Annotated in this window: 16 protein-coding genes and 1 riboswitch; of the genes, 13 read left to right on the top strand and 3 right to left on the bottom strand. The window is 34.2% G+C overall.

The window, feature by feature from the left end; translation table 11 throughout:
• The 10 genes from BKP37_RS17020 to BKP37_RS16980 form a co-directional block, all read left to right on the top strand.
• On the top strand, positions 1-267 hold a 267-nt coding region (locus BKP37_RS17020; protein ID WP_139193170.1), incomplete at its 5' end, for a transposase.
• A gap of 520 nt (positions 268-787) precedes the next feature.
• Positions 788-886, top strand: a riboswitch (purine riboswitch).
• Positions 887-964: 78 nt separating this feature from the next.
• Complete coding sequence (locus BKP37_RS19480) at positions 965-2,173, top strand: amidohydrolase family protein (RefSeq protein WP_084034839.1); 1,209 nt, start codon at positions 965-967, stop codon at positions 2,171-2,173.
• Positions 2,174-2,512: 339 nt separating this feature from the next.
• Complete coding sequence (locus tag BKP37_RS17010) at positions 2,513-2,935, top strand: 2Fe-2S iron-sulfur cluster-binding protein (RefSeq protein WP_342707804.1); 423 nt, start codon at positions 2,513-2,515, stop codon at positions 2,933-2,935.
• Positions 2,874-3,917: an XdhC family protein gene (locus tag BKP37_RS17005; RefSeq protein ID WP_169823178.1), complete on the top strand. Its 1,044-nt coding sequence runs from the start codon at positions 2,874-2,876 to the stop codon at positions 3,915-3,917. The genes BKP37_RS17010 and BKP37_RS17005 overlap by 62 nt, the downstream gene beginning before the upstream one ends.
• A gap of 32 nt (positions 3,918-3,949) precedes the next feature.
• Complete coding sequence (locus tag BKP37_RS17000; protein ID WP_071310825.1) at positions 3,950-4,564, top strand: nucleotidyltransferase family protein; 615 nt, start codon at positions 3,950-3,952, stop codon at positions 4,562-4,564.
• Between the two features lie 287 nt (positions 4,565-4,851).
• Positions 4,852-5,724, top strand: coding sequence for a polysaccharide deacetylase family protein (locus BKP37_RS16995; RefSeq protein ID WP_071310824.1), 873 nt, complete (start codon positions 4,852-4,854; stop codon positions 5,722-5,724).
• Between the two features lie 426 nt (positions 5,725-6,150).
• The gene (locus BKP37_RS16990; RefSeq protein WP_245712555.1) at positions 6,151-7,359 is read left to right on the top strand and encodes an ABC transporter transmembrane domain-containing protein; all 1,209 of its coding nucleotides are present in this window, start codon (positions 6,151-6,153) and stop codon (positions 7,357-7,359) included.
• Between the two features lie 2 nt (positions 7,360-7,361).
• Positions 7,362-7,940, top strand: a complete 579-nt coding sequence (locus tag BKP37_RS20595) for an ABC transporter ATP-binding protein (protein WP_245712554.1) — start codon at positions 7,362-7,364, stop codon at positions 7,938-7,940.
• 134 nt (positions 7,941-8,074) lie between these two features.
• On the top strand, positions 8,075-9,019 hold the full coding sequence (locus BKP37_RS16985) for a ParA family protein (protein ID WP_071310823.1): 945 nt from the start codon (positions 8,075-8,077) through the stop codon (positions 9,017-9,019).
• On the top strand, positions 9,019-9,408 hold the full coding sequence (locus tag BKP37_RS16980; RefSeq protein ID WP_071310822.1) for a hypothetical protein: 390 nt from the start codon (positions 9,019-9,021) through the stop codon (positions 9,406-9,408). The genes BKP37_RS16985 and BKP37_RS16980 overlap by 1 nt, the downstream gene beginning before the upstream one ends.
• Before the next feature lie 263 nt (positions 9,409-9,671).
• On the opposite strand, the gene BKP37_RS16975 is transcribed toward BKP37_RS16980, so the two are convergent.
• The gene (locus tag BKP37_RS16975) at positions 9,672-11,003 is read right to left on the bottom strand and encodes a polysaccharide biosynthesis protein (RefSeq protein ID WP_071310821.1); all 1,332 of its coding nucleotides are present in this window, start codon (positions 11,001-11,003) and stop codon (positions 9,672-9,674) included.
• Positions 11,004-11,128: 125 nt separating this feature from the next.
• A complete protein-coding gene (locus BKP37_RS16970; RefSeq protein WP_071310820.1) occupies positions 11,129-11,695 on the bottom strand; it encodes a YpiB family protein in 567 nt (188 codons plus the stop codon).
• A gap of 727 nt (positions 11,696-12,422) precedes the next feature.
• Here BKP37_RS16970 and BKP37_RS16965 point away from each other — a divergent pair.
• Both BKP37_RS16965 and speD read left to right on the top strand, forming a co-directional pair.
• Positions 12,423-12,704, top strand: coding sequence for a DUF6509 family protein (locus tag BKP37_RS16965; protein ID WP_071310819.1), 282 nt, complete (start codon positions 12,423-12,425; stop codon positions 12,702-12,704).
• A gap of 549 nt (positions 12,705-13,253) precedes the next feature.
• Positions 13,254-14,066, top strand: coding sequence for an adenosylmethionine decarboxylase (gene speD, locus BKP37_RS16960; protein WP_071310818.1), 813 nt, complete (start codon positions 13,254-13,256; stop codon positions 14,064-14,066).
• A 141-nt stretch (positions 14,067-14,207) separates the two neighbouring features.
• Here speD and BKP37_RS16955 read toward each other — a convergent pair whose 3' ends face one another.
• Positions 14,208-15,647, bottom strand: a complete 1,440-nt coding sequence (locus BKP37_RS16955; RefSeq protein WP_071310817.1) for a carbon starvation CstA family protein — start codon at positions 15,645-15,647, stop codon at positions 14,208-14,210.
• A 236-nt stretch (positions 15,648-15,883) separates the two neighbouring features.
• Here BKP37_RS16955 and BKP37_RS16950 point away from each other — a divergent pair, with 236 nt between their 5' ends.
• A complete protein-coding gene (locus BKP37_RS16950; protein ID WP_071310816.1) occupies positions 15,884-17,287 on the top strand; it encodes a Na+/H+ antiporter NhaC family protein in 1,404 nt (467 codons plus the stop codon).
• Positions 17,288-17,422 lie beyond the last annotated feature (135 nt).

Below are 17,422 nucleotides of genomic sequence, written 5' to 3'. Positions count from 1 at the left end.
GGTTGGTATTTTGATGATTGGTACAACTGGGCTATACGGTCTCGTTTAGAGCCCATGGTAGAAGTTGCTCGTTCACTCAAAAAACATGAAAAAGGCATCTTACGTTGGTTCACCTCAAGGATGACCAATGGTTTACTTGAAGGAATTAATAGCCTTGTTCAAGCATCGAAGCGGAAAGCAAGAGGCTACCGATCAATCGAAAACTTTATTGCCATGATCTATGCAACAGCTAACAAGTTTAAGTTAGAAGTGAAGCCACATGCTTAGATTATCTCCTTCTCAATCTAACTATGCACTTTCATACTTAAAATCGTCGGTCAAGTGGTTTCCTTGACGGTCGATTTTAAGTATGAAACCCTAGTAAAAGTTGAGAAGATTACTAGACTATTATTCTTTATGAAATCTTGTGTTCCAATAGAAATTAGCGAAGAGCCGGTTTTCAAAAGGGATTGAGCTTTTGAAGATCTTTTTTTCGTAATTTATAAGTTTCTTAGGTAGGATTTCCCGATGTTTCAGCTTGCTGAAACGAGTTCACTCGGGTGATAATGTAAGGTTAAAAAAGAGATTGGTTAGAGTACAATACTTGTCCGAAAATAGAGTGTGAAGATGATAGCGGTCATTAAAGCGATTGAATGGTTACCGAAATGAAGCTAGCATAATAAAGAAACTGTCACCATTAACAGTAAACACTGCATGTTTTAATAAGAGTTTGGTACTGAATTTTATTCGAGATATTTTCTACCATTTTTATAGTTTAAATGTCGTTTTCGATTTATGATTGACTCATTAGTTAAATACGTTACTATTTCGTATAACCTCAAAAATGGTTTGGGGGTTTCTACAAGGCACCGTAAAAGGCCTGACTACGAAAAATATTCCTAAAGGGTTTATTTTTTGCGGTCAGGTCTCTTTGGCGTTCGGAATAAATCTTAAGCCCTAAGTATTACTAGTGAGGTGAATAAAGATGGCAAACTTGTTAATTAAAAACATAGAAATCGTTACGATGAATGAAAAAAACGAAATTTTTGTTGGGGATATTATTGTTGAAGATGATTTAATCAATCAGATAGGTAAGAATTTACCGATCAGTCATGCAGATAAAGTCATTGATGGTAAAGGCAGAACAATCATTCCAGGATTTGTTCAAACACATATCCATTTATGTCAAACGTTATTTAGAGGAAGAGCAGATGATTTAGAGTTACTAGATTGGTTAAAGAAAAAAATATGGCCACTTGAGGCTGCTCATGATGAAGAGTCCATATATTATTCTGCTCTTTTAGGTATTGGTGAGTTAATACAAAGTGGGACGACGACGATTGTCGATATGGAGACAGTTCATCACACAGATTTTGCTTTTCAAGCAATTGCTGCGAGTGGTATGCGCGCATTATCAGGTAAGGTCATGATGGATAAGGGGAACGAAGCACCTAAAATTTTACAAGAAAATACAATAGCGTCAATCCAAAAAAGTGTTGATTTACTTGAAAAATGGAACATGTATGATCAAGGTCGAATTAAATACGCTTTTTCACCACGATTTGTAGTCTCTTGTTCTGAGGAATTATTAAAAGAAGTGAGTAGATTATCTATCCTTTATCATGTTTATGTTCACACTCATGCATCAGAAAATCGAGGTGAAATTGAAATTGTCGAATATGAAACTGGTATGAGAAATGTTACGTACCTAGACCATCAACTAAGAACTGGATCTAGAGGAATTTGGAATGACGTGGATGGCCAATCAAAATGTGTAATAACTTATCAAGAGCTCGCTAAAATAAATCATTTTGAATGTTCGCGAGAATTCCATTTTCCCACCACACCTGATCCTATTGTTGGTGCTCATTACCTTTATACTTATACGGCAGTCATTTGTGAAGTAGAAGTAAATTTGCTTACAGGGATGGTAGACGTTCTCCAAATTGATCATGTAGTAGCAGATGGTCCTGTAGTGAATCCAATGGGCTACTTAGGTCAAATAGAAGGTGGTGCGATCATGGCTCTCGGTTTTACTTTACATGAAGATGCTGTCATGGATGTAGCCCAGTATATGACGAAAAATCTCGATACGTATTTGATACCAATGATTTTTGATGTGCCCGTTAACCAATCTGTAGAGGCAATTGAAAAACTGTTGCCAGATGATCAGTACGGACCGTTGATACAGTAGCACTTGCACCTGCAATTAATCAAGCTACAGGAAAATGGGTGACAAAATTACCAGTAAAACCTAAATCGCTCCTCGAACCTATTTTCAGTGAAAAAACGTTTGGTTATTAAATTTCACGTACCATACTTGAATAAAAGAGGAGAGATTTAGGTGAAGCAATAAAGCAAAGAAACGAATAATAATGAGACGGTCAGTGAGTATTTAATATTCGAACTTAATGGTGAAATGGTTTCACTTTCTGTAGATCCTTCTAAACGTTTAATCGATGTATTGAGAAAGGATTAAAATAAAACAGGAACAAAAATTTCATGCGAAATCGGTAGATGTGGGGCGTGTATGGTGCTCGTTAATAGAAAACCACATAATTCATGTTTAACTATGGCATATCAATGTGAAGGGAAAAGAATCGAGACAATTGAGAGTATTAGTGAAGACCGATTGGATCAAATCCAACAAATTTTTCTTGAGGAAGGTGGGTTTCAATGTGGCTACTGTACCCCAGGGATGGTCATTTCTTTGAAAGGGGTATTAAATGAATGTTCCAACCCAACTGTAGAAGATTTAAAAGTAGGGTTATCAGGTAATCTCTGTCGTTGTACAGGTTATGGTGGAATTCTTCGCTCTTTAGAAAGAATAAGTGAATATAATAAGGAATATGTTTACTTTACAAGGTGTAAAGACTTTTTAGCGTGGGATGTGTATGAAAGAATCATATCAGATGTTAGAAATCTTGGGCCAACATCCGCAAAAACTATTTGTTAAAGCAACGGTTATACGTGTCAAAGGTTCGTCCTACAGAAATGAAGGAGCAAAGATGTTGTTCTCTGATAATGAAAAACAATTTGGAACGATCAGTGCGGGCTGTATAGAAGAAGACTTATCCTATAAATCTAAGGAAGTGATGTTGACTAGAAAACCAATGATTGTAACATATGATCTTCGGTCTGAAGATGATCTTGATTGGGGGTTGGGTGCTGGCTGTAATGGTAGAATTGATGTTTATCTAGAACCAGTTCAATGGAATGATAGGAACAAACAAATACTAAAACATTTAAATCTAGGGAGAAAAGTAGCTAGTGCTAGGGTACTCGAACCTGTAGATCTACAGATGAATCTCGTTTTAACTGAAGAGGGCCATACTATTGGGGGAATTCCCAAACTTCAAGTTCATATACTTGAAAAATTAACGGAATTTTTAAGGGAAGATCAAATAATCATTACCGAAGTGATAGGTGAGTCAAAATTTCTATTTGAATTATATGAGCCTAACGACAAATTATTTATTTTTGGTGCTGGTCCTGATGTAGAGCCTTTAGTAAAGTTAGTGAAGCAGTATCATTTTTTACCAATTATCATTGATCTTAGAAGTAGCCGATGTAACCGAGAAGTTTTCCCTGATGCGCATTCTTTCATATGTGAACATCCTGAACGGTTAATTGCTAATGAAAATTTTGATAGAAATAGTTTAGTATTAATTATGACACATAGTTTTACAAAAGATAAAAAAATAGTTAACTATTTTATAAAAAAGCGGCCGAAATATATTGGAATATTAGGTCCAAAACAACGAACCGAACGTTTACTTTTTCCTCACTCTGTTCCTAAATGGGTTCATTCTCCAGTAGGAGTTAATATTTATGCAGAAGGTCCAGAAGAAATTAGTGTTAGTATCGTTGCAGAATTAATAAAAGTACGAAATGAGCAGCGCGTTTTAATGAAAAAACAAAAAATCAACAATTTATAAAACACTAGAAAGTAATTGAGGTGGGAAGTGATTTGAATGAACGTCTTGCTACAATATTAGCTGCGGGTTGTTCAAGTAGAATGGGAACATTAAAACAACTACTCCCTTTAAATGATATACCAGTATTACAGCATGTCATCGAAAAAATACTTGTACATCCATTTTATAAAATTCAAGTTATCGTTGGTTATGAAGCATGGAAAATAAAAAGCTCAATAGCGATAGATGACTCAAGAATTGAGTGGATTTACAATCCTCATTATGAGCAAGGATTGAGTACTTCTTTTCTTACTGCTTTTCATTCTTTATCAACTAGCAACTCGGCAGTGATGTTTTTTTTAGGTGATCAGCCATTCATTGATAGTCGCGTAGTATCTTCAATTTTTCAAAAAGCGCTAGTTGTTCTTAATCAAACAACTGACCCTTTTGTTATACGTCCAGTTCTTGACAAAAAGCCTGGGCACCCTGTTCTATTTGGGCATTTCCAATCATTGGACCTTACTTTGGTGAAAGGAGATTCTGGTGGAAAAGAATTAATCAATAGTATTAGAAATAAAATTCTTATACCTTTAACGTCATCTTCTAGTTTTTTTGATATCGATACTCCTGAAGATTACAAACGAGCAAGGCGACAAATTCGCTTATAAGAACAGCGCAAGCGCCTTGGTCACGAGCTCGTAGGCTGCTTGCGCTAGGCAGTTTCCAAGTTAGAAATTTATAAATTCTGATACTGTAAAAAAGCACTTGCATAATAGCTTGCAAGTGCTTTTTATGATGTAATATTAAAACAAGTAAGAATAACACCTGTTCCAATTTTATCTGGATTTTCCGATGTTTCAGCTTGCTGAAACGAGTTCACTCATTTTTTTCGCATACTTTTCCTAATCTAGACAAGAATAACTTTGTATTTGAGAAAAATGAAGGAGCTGAAAAAATGAAAATGAATTGGATTAAGGCGTTTTTTATATTGACATTCATAGCAACAACTCAATTTTCTGGAATAATTGACGTTTATGCTCATGATGAAGTTTCAAATCAGATTGATCAACAATTGTGGTGGAAAAAAGATCGTAATAAACAAAAAGAAACTGATTTTCCTGAATTAAGTGGTGGTGCAGAAAATCAAGAAAGAAACCGACAGCAACCGATATCTAATATTATTCTTCAACAAAGATATCCCGAAACAGTTGTATTACAAGGTCCAACAACAGAAAACAAAATAGCACTAACGTTTGATGATGGTCCTGATCCACGTTTCAGTGAACAAGTGTTAGATGTATTAAGGGAATACAATATACCAGCCACGTTTTTCGTGATGGGTTCTAGGGCTGTCGCATATCCAGAAATAGTCGAGCGTATGGTTGCAGAAGGCCATATTATTGGTAATCATACATATTTTCATCCAAATTTAGTGAAAGAAGCTGATCTAGATACTCTAGAGAGAGAAGTAACTAGAACCGAGGATACGCTAAATGAAATCCTTGGATATAGAACACGATTATTTCGTGCTCCATATGGATTTTTATATAATGAGCTAGTAGAAAAATTAGCTGAATTAAATTATTCGATCATCGTATGGTCGGTTGATTCATTAGATTGGGAAGAAGAGCCACCAGCAGAAATTGCTGCGAATGTATTAAACAACGTACACCCTGGTGCCATTATATTAATGCATGACGGTGGGGATTGGGATGCAGATCGAACAAATACAATTGAGTCACTTCGCCAAATTATTCCAACTCTACAGCAACAAGGGTATGAGTTTGTGACTGTTCCAGAACTATTAAAAATTCCATATCAAAAATAAACTAGAATAAGTAAAACAACTAAGGCACTTAGTTGTTTTACTTTTTTTGGGGACAGATGAGTGAAATTTTAATAACCAAAAACAAGTCGCATAGTGGCGAGAATAGCGGATTATGAAATTCAGAGAAAAGTGTATTTTTTTCAAGCTGACAAGCAGTACAAGTAGCATGAGGTTTCTCGTTTATCACACTCTTAAGAGGTAACAAGCCCCCACCTTACCACCTTAAAACTGAAGAAAATCAAAAAAGTTTAGGTGGAGGATTATCTACCCCAAAATGGCTGAGATATTAAACTAACAAAGTGGGAATGAAGGAAAATCTCCACTGATTAAAATATAGTTATATGTAGAGTGTTAAATATTCTGAATCATGAGTTTACGGTTACTGAAATATTAATAAACGGAGAATAAAAATTGAGGTGGTTATATATGGGTAAAATAGATGAAAGTCAGTTGTTAAATTTTGAATCGATATTTATGGAAACTAAGGAAAAACCACACCATTCTTTAAAAACACTTTCACTTTTGTATCAAGGGCAATTTAAAAATCTCTTCTTATCTTTTTTCTTCTTTATCATAAAGCACTCTCCTGTGTGGGTTATTCCAGTGATCACTGCAAATATCATTAACATTGTTACGTATTCACAAGTTCATAGTCTTAAAGAGTTGTGGGTTCAATTTGCTATTGTAGCAGTTGTTATTGCTCAAAATATACCGACACATATTCTGCATATAAGTTACTTTAGTAAAGCATCTCGTCATGTGGAAGCAGCATTAAGAAGTACTTTAATTCGAAAATTACAGCATTTATCAATGTCTTTTCATAGTGAATTACGTTCAGGAATGCTTCAAGCAAAAATATTACGTGATGTTGAAAATATTGAAATATTATCTAAACAAATGATGTTTTCATTTTCTGCTGCTATCACTAATGTAGTCGTAGCTATTTCAATTACCGCATTTTACAGTTTGCAAATGACGTTATTTTTTCTCCTTGTCGTTCCGGTGGGGATAGTTGTTGTTTTTATTTTCCGAAGGGCGTTACGGTTAAGAAACCGGGAATTTAGAAAACAGATTGAAATGATGTCTGGGGAAGTGGCTGAAACCGTCGATATGATCCCTGTAACGAGAGCACATGGTCTTCAACACGTAGAAATGAATAAAGCCAATCGGATGCTAAAAATCCTAAAAGGAAAAGGGTACCGCTTAGATGTTACCGAAGCATTTTTCGGTTCTTCTAGTTGGGTTGTATTTCAAGTCTTACAAATGCTTTGCCTTCTATTTTCGGCTTTTATGGCTATGAGGGGGGAGATAACGGTCGGTGAGGTTGTGATGTATCAAGCGTATTTCACACAAATCCTAATGGCCGTAAATCAAATCATTGTCGTTTATCCTCAGCTAGCAAAAGGGTATGAATCACTAGTTTCAGTTAGTGAAATTTTATCTTCTAAAGAGAAGGAAGAATATGATGGGAAACTAAGGCTTAATCAGATTAATGGTAACTTTGAATTTGAACATGTTGAATTTCAGTACAAAGACAGCCAAAAACAAGTGTTATCGAATTTTCATTTGCAAGTAAAAGCTGGTGAATGTATTGCTCTTGTAGGGAATCAGGAGCAGGAAAAACTACGGTATTAAGTATGGTTGTTGGCTTTTATCGCCCTACAAAAGGAAGAATTTTGGTAGATGGCGTTCCATTAGATCAATTAGATATGCAATCATACCGTCAAAAACTCGCAGTTGTACCTCAAACAACTATTTTATTTTCTGGGTCAATTAGTGACAATATTATTTATGGATTAGTAAATGTATCAGAAGAACAAATACAGAAAGTTATTGAAATGGCAAACTTATATGATGTTGTTAGTGAGTTACCAGATGGACTTGATACGTTAATTGGAGAGCACGGAGGAAAATTATCAGGTGGGCAGCGACAACGAATTGCGATTGCTAGGGCGCTAATACGTAATCCAGAAATTATCATTCTTGATGAAGCAACTTCAGCTCTTGATAATCATTCGGAGTATAAAGTACAACAAGCCATTCAGCAATTAATTAAAGGAAGAACAACGTTTATTGTTGCACACCGCTTATCAACTATTCGTGACGCTGATAGAATCGTAGTAATGAAAAATGGATCATGTGAAGAGGTCGGAACATACGAAGAACTAATTGAAAAAAAAGGAGCTTTTTACGAGTTAAGGAAGATGCAGATGTAAGTCATTAATTTTTGTATGAGAATGGAAGTGATTTTAGTTTAATTGATTTTTTTGTCTATCGTAAATTGACTGAATTTTTCCAATTGAAGAGGAATAGTTATTATTAAAGCCTTTTCAAAGAGTGGAGGAATTCAATGATCTTTTCAGTCATCAATTACAAAGGTGGGGTAGGGAAAACAACAATAACGTCTAATCTTGCTGCAGAATTAGCTAATCAAGGTTTGAGAGTATTATTAATAGACCTTGATCCACAAACGAATCTAACATTTTCATTTATTAAAGTGGATGAGTGGCAAAAGGACTTTCAAGAGCGCACGATAAAAAAATGGTACGATGCATTTATTGATAGTGATAGGGAATTAGACTTAAAAGATTTAATTATTAGACCGTATCGAGTAAACAAATGGCTTAGGGAGCTGAATTCAACGGGGAGTATCGATTTAGTCTCATCGCACTTGGGACTTATTAATGTTGATTTGGAACTTAGTGCTAAATTGTGGGGTGGAAGTGAACGGACGAATCGTAGGAATTTTTTAGTCGTTCATTCTCGTTTGAAAGCAGGAATCAAACAGCTAGAAAATCAAGACTATGACTGTATTTTCATTGACTGCCCCCCAAATTTTAATGTTGTGACAAAAACAGCAATTGTTTCAAGCGATTCGTTATTGATACCCGCTAGACCTGATTATCTTTCTACGATTGGTATTAGACAGCTTCAAAATCACGCTAAAGAGTTAGTTGTTGATTATAACCACAAAGTAAGTCAAGACAGCTTAAGAGATGAATTTGATTTAATTGATCCGAAGCTTGAAGGTGTTATCTTTACTATGGTTGAAAAACGTAACGATCGACCGATTTCGGCTTTAAGAGAGTTTATCCAACAGGTGAGCAATCAAAATATACCAACTTTTGAAACAATTATTAGAGAAAATAAAACACTTTATGCAGATGCTCCTGAATCTGGGATACCAGTTGTTCTTGAAAATGTAAGCGGAGATACGTATCGAAATATCCAAGCAGAACTTAAGCAATTAGCAGAGGAATTACAAAATCGCGTAAAATTTTTAGGGGGGAAATGATGAGGACTAAAGTATTAAAATTACTTAAAATCGTTTCTAATTCACTAACCCATTTATCAGATAGTGAAATTGAAAAGTTACTTAGTGGAGAAGGAAAATTAATATTTTCAGATAAAAAAATAACGAAATCTAAAGTAATGATAAATGATGATGTCCAAAAGCATCCTGTTGTTGCTAAGTTGCGATACATGGATAGTAGGGAAGAAGCTACTACTATATTATCAGCACGAGATATCCTGAAAAAAGACTTAATAACTATTGCCTCTACACTCAATGTACATATAAACAAGAGTGATAATAAAGCAAAGATCATAGAAAAAATTGTTGAAGCGACAGTTGGGGCACAATTAAGGTCAAAAGCAATTATGGAAACATCCGTAAAAAGGTAAGTGTTATTGAAATCTTTACTTAAAACAATCTATAAAAGAAAAGCTTATTAAGGCACAGTGGTCAGACACTATATTTGTCTGGCCACATTTGTATTAATTTACAGTATAATAATTTTTAGTGTAATTAATATAAAGTGGAGGGGAAAGATGTTTAATTGGGTACCTAATTTTGAGCAAACATTTCGTATTGAACAAATTATCTAGTCATAACAAATAGTGTCCATCCGTCAAGACCATTAGTTTCTCTACCGGTTGAAGCAAATTCAAACTCTATTAAACGCTGGACCTCGCATGGTTAAAGAAATACCGATAACACTACAAACAGTTACGTAGTGCATTAACGTTAGTATGACGATCCCTGTATTCATACCTATAATAATACCGTGCATCTGTAAATGTTCCATTGATCCAAGATAATACATGAGTACAAATGAAATGAGAGAAGACCAAACTGCGTGAATTAAAGCATCTTTTGCTAAACCTAAACCAATTAGATAGGCTTGAAGTGGTATAACAAAATAGTGAAACAAAAAATATGGAACTAAGATCTGTAAGTAAACAACTGCTGGAGAATTTTTGAAAAAAAGCCCCGTTAACGGTTCGGCAAAAAAGTAAAAAATGAAAACAGATGGAACACCGTAAAAAATCGTTATTTTCATTACTCTAATTAATAACTGGTGTAATTTAACATAATCATTTTTTGCGTAAGCTTCGGCTACTGTTGGGATGAGCACGATTAGTAACGAATGAGCGATGAAAGTTGGAAAAAATCCTATTGAAAAAGCAACTCCCGCTAACTTACCAAATTGAGCAGTTGCTAATGCCTCGGTTAAACCTGCGTTTACTAGTGCAGCTTTTATTAAAAAAGGCTTTATCGCAAACGTGATAGAATGAAAGAGCCTCACACCAGTCATAGGAAGACAAACAGATAAGAGGTTTTTTCTAACAATTTTTCCTTCCATTAGTTTTGATTTCATTTTAAATTCTTTTGATTTCATTTCGATAAAAAACATCGTACCCATAAAAGCAAAAACGAGAAATTCGCTTGCGATTAGTGTACATAGGGCTATCAGTAAAGCTAAATCGCGATCAAATTGAAATAACTGGTAAATGAATACGAGTAGAAGTAGTTGAGCAAACCTTCTTAAAAAATTTGAAAATGCAATTTTCCCCATTTGGTGTGAACCCATAAAATAACCTCGAAAAACTGCTGAAAAGGACATGAGTGGGATTAAAATGAAAGTAAGTTTACGAACAAAAGGGTGGTACTGATTAAAAACAGAAACGTACGGTATAACCATGATCGCAATGATTAAAATAAGGGATGTTATGAGTAACGCTAAACCGAGCGCATGTCGCAACATACTTCGGTGGTACTGTTTGTCTTTTTCTGCGACAAACTTTGAAATCGAAATAGGTAATTCCATGCTAGCTAGTACGGCAATAAGCATAATCGATGGTAGGATTGACATATAAAGACCTAACCCTTTTTCGCCCAACTCTCTTGCTAACACAATATTTATTATTACTTCAAGACTTTCCCCTAAAAAAGCGGCAATCGCTAAAAGTATAACTCCTCGATAAAATAACTTCATTTTTCCAAACCCCTATCCTGTGTAGATGATACTTTAAGAATATGAGACAAGTATCATAGATATGTACAAACTATTATTATTTAGGAGTAATTAAAAAAAAGAAACCGTAGTCTAATGGAAATTTACTACGGTTTCTTTTTAGAAGCTAATTCATTTTCTAGATCTTGTAATTTAAAAATTAACCTCTTAAATTCTTTTTCATCCCTATTGTCTAATGCTTCATCAATAAGTAACTTAATAAATTTTATTTCTTGTTCTAACAACACTTTATTAATTAATGCATCGGCATCTTTAGAATATTGTTCGAACTGTCTATACGTTTTTAAACTATCACTTTTTGATTCCAACAATTTTAAATAACGATAATTTAATTGCTTCCCTTGAAAGTGAAGAATAATATTCAACTTACCAGTTGGATTACTCATTAGATCATTAAGAGCAGCTGAAACATTTTCTGATTTGCCACGAGTTGAATAATAGACAAAACCTGGTTCATCTGCCTGTATACTTGAAATAACAACCGTCTTTTCATTATATTTAATTTTATCTGTAAAAGATAAGTTTTGAAGAATATGGTGTTTTTTCAAAAGATATTCTAAAAACATTCGTGCTTCTCTCTGTTTGAGTTGATAATGTTCTAAAAACCATTTTAAAAAACTACTTTTCTCGGCTGCTGAAACCCAGTTTCCCATAGTTCCCCCCTAATAGTGCTAAAAATATTTGTTCTAAGTTGTTGTGAAAACAATCTATAGTAACTATTTGTAGTTTAATATTTCTTTTAACAAGAAAAGCGCAAGGCGCCCGCCTATCGGCGACAAACACTGGAAGGTCGGCAAGTAGCGGTCTGCTCTTTGACCGCAATCTATGTGCTTCTGCGTCTGACAGCACTGCTTCGAAGTAGGCTTCCTCGAAGCAGTGTTTTGTGCGACGAGTAACCGCAGGAGCAATTGTTTTCCGTGCGACGAGTAACCGCAGGAGCAATTGTTTTCCGTGCGACGAGTAACCGCAGGAGCAATTGTTTTCCGTGCGACGAGTAACCGCAGGAGCAAAGTAGCATGAAGCTATTCAGAGATGTTATTCATGTAGTTATTGAAGTCAGTAGCTTGACTGAAGTGACCGAGCTCTTAGGCTGTTTGCGCTAGACAGTTTCCAAGTTAGAAATTTATAAATTCTGATTATATAACAAATAGTAACACGTCCTATAGATTATACATAAATTTTGAAAAAATAGGTGGAGTTCGGTAGTTTATCTTACATGATACCTTAAGTGAAAATTTTGTTAACGTATAAAAATTTGCGGAATAATATCTAAACAACTTAATAAAGCTAAAAAAGAAATGTTTGCTAAATAATTGAGTAAATGAAATACTACAAAGTATAGATTGTATATAGTTAGATATAGAAAGGGCGTTTACAAAGATGAATATTATTGGCCATACGATTGAAAAAGTTGAAGATACAATAGGAATTTTAAGTGGTGATCGTTATGAATTTTTTATAGATGTGGAAGTGTCGGAAGAAGATGAGTTATTTTCAGAATTAGGCTTACGAGTAAAAGTAATTTATGCACAAGATGAAAAAGGGTCTCGCATAGTCCAGTACGATATATACGATAAAGAGACAGAAAAATTGTTGCAATTTGAATTAGAGGATGAAGAATTATCTATAATTAATGATTATTGTAAACAACACATTGATTAAGAGAACTCGTTCTAGCTTCGCTAGAACATCGGAAATTCAGATGGAGTCTCAACTCTACCTGAATGGAAGTTCCCACCTACGCTACGCATAGAGGTGGGGGTCTATAACCCATAAGTACAAATCAGTTTAGTTAAGAGAGCTGACGAGGAAAGTATCTTTTAGGAATTTAACTTTTCTGATAAAAAATACAAATAAAATAACCATCTTTCTATATAAATGGTTATTTTATTTGAAAAGTTTTAGAAAATAATATTATTAATTTTATAATACAGATTTTTGAACCTACAAAATACTATGTCTAGTTGAATTAATGCGTTCGTAACTAACTATAACTTAATTTATATGATGATAAAACTAACTCATTTATTATTATATTAAAAGTGAAAAAAATGATAAAGTAGAGTACAATTTTTATAGATTTCATTTTCACTTTATGGTAGTTTAATAATTGTGTGAAAAATACAAAACGTATCTTTTTTGTCATGATACATTATCTATTTTTTTAAGGGGTGTATTTCGGAACATTGAAGGTGTTTTAAAGGAGAATTAATGATGCTTACACGAGAAGAACGAATTCAATTACACGGGTTTAATAATCTTACAAAGTCATTAAGCTTTAACATGTATGACATTTGCTATACAAAAACAAAAGCAGAGCGAGAAGCTTACATAGAGTATATAGATGAACAATACAATGCTGAACGATTAACAAAAATTTTAACAGATGTGACAAGTATTATTGGTGCTCATGTATTAAATATCGCTAAACAAGATTATGAACCACAAGGCGCTAGTGTTACAATTTTAGTTTCTGAGGGTCCGGTAAATAATGCACCACAAGGATTTTTTAAAGAAACTCCTGGTCCCCTTCCAGAAACTGTTCTTGCTCACCTAGACAAAAGCCATATTACGGTTCATACATATCCTGAATATCATCCTTATGAAGGAATTAGTACGTTTAGAGCAGATATTGATGTTTCAACATGTGGCGAAATATCACCTCTTAAAGCGTTAAATTATCTTATTCATTCATTTGATACAGATATTATGACAATGGATTATCGAGTTCGTGGATTTACAAGAGATATAAACGGACACAAGTTGTTTATTGACCATGATATAAACTCAATCCAAAATTATATACCGGAAGAAGTAAAAGAGTTGTATGATATGATTGATGTAAATATTTATCAAGAAAACATCTTTCATACAAAATGTAAACTAAAGAAATTTGATTTAAATAACTATCTATTCGGATACAAAAAAGATAAATTGAGCAAAGAAGAACAAGGAGAAATTACAAAACATTTAAAGCTTGAAATGGATGAGGTTTATTACGGAAAAAATATCATTAATCGCTAGAGGTGCAGTGAAGTATTAAAATAGAGTGCGAAACACTTAGTTTCGTACTCTATTTTTATTTTCATTAGATATGGTTTTGTGTATGGTACAAACTTTATTTACAATGGTGAGAAAATCTCAACAACTAATAGTAGAAAAAGTTTAAGAAGCTTTTGATATTACATGATTTAAAGGTGGACGTTTGTGAACGATGATTTGTTTCACATACCAAATCAAAACTAATGCTGTTAAACTCAAGCCAGTACTTAAAGAAATTTGGTAGCTTAAGCTGAAACCTTCAGGAGCATAAAAAATGTACGTACAAACTACACTTGTCATAAATAGAGCCGGTAACCCACAAATCCAATGGGATTTATCATTTTTTAACAAGTACATTGTGCCTGTCCAAAGCATTACCGTTGCTACCACTTGGTTAGTCCAACCTACATAACGCCATAAAAACGAGTAATCAACTGTTGCTAAATATAGGGTTGGAACTGTTACAAAACTTGTTACTAACAAGAGCTTTCCTTTAGCACTCATTTTACTCAATAGATTTCCTAGAAGTTCTGTTAAGATCATTCTTGAAGAACGTAATGCTGTATCACCTGTTGTGATTGGCAAGATAATAACTCCTAGTATTGCTAAAACTCCGCCTAATGTCCCTAGTAAGGTAGTTGAGATTTCGTTTACAACACCTGATGGACCACCAGCAGCTAACGCCTCTTGTAAACCAGTAGTTCCTCCGAAAAATGTCATTCCAGCAGCAGCCCATATTAAAGTAATAACACCTTCAGCAATCATTGCGCCATAAAACACTTTTCTACCGTCTGATTCTTTCTTCAGTGTACGAGCGATGATTGGGCTTTGGGTACTATGAAAGCCAGAAATGGCTCCACAAGAAATGGTAACCATTAATAAAGGCCAAATTGGTAGTTCATTTGGGTGAAGACTGGATAGAGTTAAGTTAGGAATTTGCTTATCCGTAAAGAGTAAAGCTACCCCAATTGCTACTGCCATAAAAATTAAAATTCCACCGAAGATAGGATAAATTCTACCGATAATTTTATTAACAGGTAATACAGCCGCTATTAAGAAGTATCCAAATATTATTGCGATAGCTGCTATAAAACTAAGGGGGGTTAACTGAGAAATTAACTGAGCAGGACCTGCAATAAAAGCTGCCGCAACTAAAACCATTAAAATGATCGAAACAACATTAATAAAAAAACGTACAGTATTTCCTAAGTAGCGTCCAACAATATTTGGATACTGTTCTCCATTATGACGAAGTGAGATCATCCCTGAAAAGTAATCATGAACAGCTCCCGCAAAGATACAACCGATAACGATCCATATAAATGCAACCGGACCGTATAATGCTCCCATAACAGCACCAAAAATCGGCCCTAAACCCGCTATATTTAATAATTGAATTAAGCTTCCTTTCCACCAACTCATTGGAACATAATCTAAGCCATCGGTCTGCGAATAGGCAGGAGTTGGGGTTTGATCATTTATGCCAAAAATTCGTTCGACAACTTTTGAATAAACAATATATCCAATAATTAATAGTAAGATTGCAAATAAAAATGTAACCATGTTTAAATTCCCTCCAGTGATTCGTTTGACTATTCGAATTATTTAAACTATGAAGAATAGTTTAATGAGTATTTATAATAAATACAAGATGTTTTTTCAGAAAAGTAAATTTTTTTAGTTTTTATAAGCATAATACATAATAATAATTAAATATCGTTTGCGTACAATATTTCTTACATAGTTTTATTTAATGAAATCAAACTATGAAAAAGAGCTTTATAGTGAGGAGAGTTCAAATGGAAGTAAGTTGGCTGTCAATCGTTCCGTTTTTAGTTGTTATACCGATTGCGATTTATACAAAAGAAGTTTTACCGGGGCTACTATTAGGGTTAATCGTAGGCTCTTATTTAATCTCACCTACTATACTAGGTGGAGTTCAAACGATGTTAACTTATGTCGTACAAGCATTGGTTGACCATAATAACATAAAAATTATTGTGTTTTTGTATGCATTTTCTGGACTTGTTGGGATTATTAAAACAAGTGGGGGGATTAGGGGCTTTGTAGAAAGCGCAGCAGAAAAAATTACGACCAAAAAACAAGCGTTGCTTCTAACGTATATTTCAACAATCGGGACGTTTAGTGCGCCTACATTTCGCTTTGTGACTATAACACCGATCATGAAAGCGTTATTAAAAAAGGTGAAAATGTCTACCAAAGAACTAGGATTTGTTATTGAAACAACAGCAACCCCCATAATCGTGTTAATTCCGGTAGCTACTGCTTTTGTTGGATATATGGTTTCTATTATTCAAATCTCTATTCAAAATGAGGGTGGTGTCTTGGATCCATACGATTTATTCATTCAAAGTATTCCATTTAATTTTTTTGCGATCGTCATTATTATTTTAGGGGTGTACTTAAGTTTTTTTCACCCGTCTCATACAGATGCTCCCTCTGATATTGATGATGACAAACAGGAAGATGATTGGCATGATTGTCATCCTGCTGTATCAAAGGAATTTCCTTCAAAGCCCTGGAATCTAGTTATTCCGATTATCTTAGTTATTACATTAACGTTATTTTTAACTTGGTGGGATGGAAGCATAGAAGGCGTAACGTTCTTTCAAGCATTTATCCAGGCAGATGTGTTGCAAGCTATGGTTGTTGCTCTTTTAATTACTATTTTTATTACAATTCCGTTGTTATTACTACAACGCTTTAAATTAAATGACATAATTCTTAGTTTTATTGAAGGTGGAAATGATCTAATGCCTGTCATCGTGTTATTATCTGTCGTTTGGGGATTGTCATCAGTTACAGATGATTTAGGTTTTTCAGAATTTGTCACTGCTTATACAGAGTGGATTCCTGACATGTTTATTACACCTATGTTATTCGTATTTGGTGCATTAGTATCCTATTTTATAGGATCAGCATGGGGTACATGGGGGATATTAATGCCTTTAGGTGTTTCGCTGTCTCTTACAACTGATGTATCATTGCCATTAATCATCGGGGCAGTATTTGCAAGTGGATCATTTGGAGCATTTGCTTCGCCACTTAGTGATGATACAAATACAATAGCTAAAATATTAGACATTCCTGTCATGGAGTATGCAAAATTTAAATTAAAACCAGCGCTCATTGCTGCATCCATTTCCGTTATATTGTATACAGGTTTTTCCTTCTTTTTATAGTGTGGTTGGGTGGCAAATTTAAAACAAAAGGTCAAGAGTTCGAGTTGATAGTACTCTTGATCTTTTTGTATTTAAGAGATTTTTTATCAACTAAATAGCTTTTAAATTGTATTTATATACTATTTTTCATGCTAT

The sequence above is a fragment of the Anaerobacillus alkalilacustris genome, from assembly GCF_001866005.1.
In the GTDB taxonomy this organism is placed as follows: domain Bacteria; phylum Bacillota; class Bacilli; order Bacillales; family Anaerobacillaceae; genus Anaerobacillus; species Anaerobacillus alkalilacustris.
The sequence above is the reverse complement of the archived record's forward strand: the minus strand, read 5'-3'. Positions and strand labels throughout refer to the sequence as shown.